This is a genomic window from Vibrio sp. Vb0937, from assembly GCF_033338855.1.
The window spans coordinates 1-1,615 of record NZ_JAWOTK010000135.1; the positions used below are offsets into that span (position 1 = coordinate 1).

Genomic DNA, 1,615 nt, shown 5'->3' on the forward strand with positions numbered 1-1,615 from the left:
TCCAAAAAGGGGTTCAAGAGCCTGCACAACAACCCGGAGTAGCGAATGCTTATTCGAACTGAAGCCCCTGCGGACATTCTGACCATTGACCGCCTATTGAAACATGCGTTTCCAACCGATGCAGAAGCCAACTTGGTGATGCGTTTACGTGAAAACGGCAAGCTGACCTTGTCGCTGGTGGCGTGTACGGATGAAGGTGAGGTAATTGGCCATGCTTTATTTAGCCCAGTTACATTAAATGGTGAAGATTTGTCGTGGCAAGGGCTTGCACCATTGGCTGTTCATGAGGACTATCGCCGTCAAGGCATTGGAGCTGAACTCATTAAAGAAGGTTTCGAATCTCTGCGTGATTTCGGTTATCCAGTCTGTGTCGTGTTGGGTGAACCTAACTACTATGCACGACAAGGTTTCAATGCTGGTGAAGAGATGGGCTTTGAATGCGCTTGGGAAGTGCCTGAAGGTGCGTTTCGAGTAGCTGAACTCGTCGAGGGCCAATGTGCAGGACGTTCTGGACGTATTGATTACGCGCCTGAGTTCTCAGAGCTTTAAATACTGAAACAGCCCGCTGAAATAGCGGGCTGTTTGCTTTTCATCAGTCAATCGACAAGCATGACGTTTATTGAGCGTTTTTGGTTCTCTTTTTACCCCAGATTTCGACTTTTGCTTTTCTGCTGACACCCAGCACGTCGAGCTTCATGTTTCCCCAACTGCTGTATTTCATTTCAAGGTGCTTAAGTTTCGCGTCCTCCGCTCCTGGTAGTGTCCAAGCTCGCGTTGACATTCCGTTGGTGAGCGTGCCCATTGATGTGAGTTTTTTCTCGCTGCCGTCGGTCATGGTGACTTTGATGTCTTTTAAATCGACGGTGCCTTGAATGCACTTTATTTTGATTTTACTGAAGTTACGGTTTTTGAGAAGACTATTTGGCGTAACGGTGTCTGTCTCCGTTTGGAAGTTGACGGTCTTGGTTGCGATCAGCTCCCAGTCATCATTATTGCTGCTCGCAAATGTGGAAAAACTGATGGTCGCTACCATCATCACAGTAAAGAGTGATTGGAAAAGCTTCATAACACCTCTGACTTTTTGATAGGATTGCCTCGTTCAAACAGGTGACGAAAAATGTCAATTAACGAGAAACAGTATTTACACGAAATGGGAATCACCTCGTGGGAGTTGATTCATCCAGAAAGGTTGGCAGGCTATCAACCGCCAACTATAGATTTGCCAAGTTCTTGCAAACTTCTGCTGGTCTCACCCATCTGTCCTACGAATGAGACAGCGATACTGTTCGAGAAGATACTTAAAAGTATGAAGTTAACGCTTGAACAAGCCATGCATATCGAGCCTGAGCGCCTTGCAATGCTTGGTGAACACCAGTTGGAGTGGGTATGGTTTGCAGGCTGTGAAAGTAACAGCATGGAAAATGCTAAGCAGCTAACCTCGCCGTTATTGCAAGACATAGATGGCAACAATGAACAAAAACGCGCACTTTGGCAGCAAATTTGTTCTTACTCGTAACGTTTGTAAAAGATCGAATACCAAGCTCTATTGTGGCGCGGTATTTCGACCTAATAGGTTAAATCATGACGATTGAAATTCTCCCAATGTGCAGTGAGC

At 45.9% G+C, this 1,615-nt stretch carries 3 protein-coding genes; 2 read left to right on the top strand and 1 reads right to left on the bottom strand.

The genetic code is table 11. From position 1 onward, the window contains the following. Positions 1-45 precede the first annotated feature (45 nt). Positions 46-549: a GNAT family N-acetyltransferase gene (locus R7P67_RS23795; protein ID WP_017447717.1), complete on the top strand. Its 504-nt coding sequence runs from the start codon at positions 46-48 to the stop codon at positions 547-549. A gap of 67 nt (positions 550-616) precedes the next feature. Here R7P67_RS23795 and R7P67_RS23800 read toward each other — a convergent pair whose 3' ends face one another. After that, the gene (locus R7P67_RS23800; RefSeq protein ID WP_023584018.1) at positions 617-1,066 is read right to left on the bottom strand and encodes a hypothetical protein; all 450 of its coding nucleotides are present in this window, start codon (positions 1,064-1,066) and stop codon (positions 617-619) included. Between the two features lie 51 nt (positions 1,067-1,117). Between R7P67_RS23800 and R7P67_RS23805 the strand changes: the two genes are divergently transcribed. After that, complete coding sequence (locus tag R7P67_RS23805) at positions 1,118-1,516, top strand: DNA polymerase III subunit psi (protein ID WP_005456107.1); 399 nt, start codon at positions 1,118-1,120, stop codon at positions 1,514-1,516. The last annotated feature ends 99 nt before the right edge of the window (positions 1,517-1,615 follow it).

Coding starts and splice junctions, on each gene's coding strand:
- R7P67_RS23795 (WP_017447717.1), top strand. CDS start 46: ATGCTTATTCGAACTGAAGCCCCTGCGGACATTCTGACCATTGACCGC.
- R7P67_RS23800 (WP_023584018.1), bottom strand. CDS start 1,066: ATGAAGCTTTTCCAATCACTCTTTACTGTGATGATGGTAGCGACCATC.
- R7P67_RS23805 (WP_005456107.1), top strand. CDS start 1,118: ATGTCAATTAACGAGAAACAGTATTTACACGAAATGGGAATCACCTCG.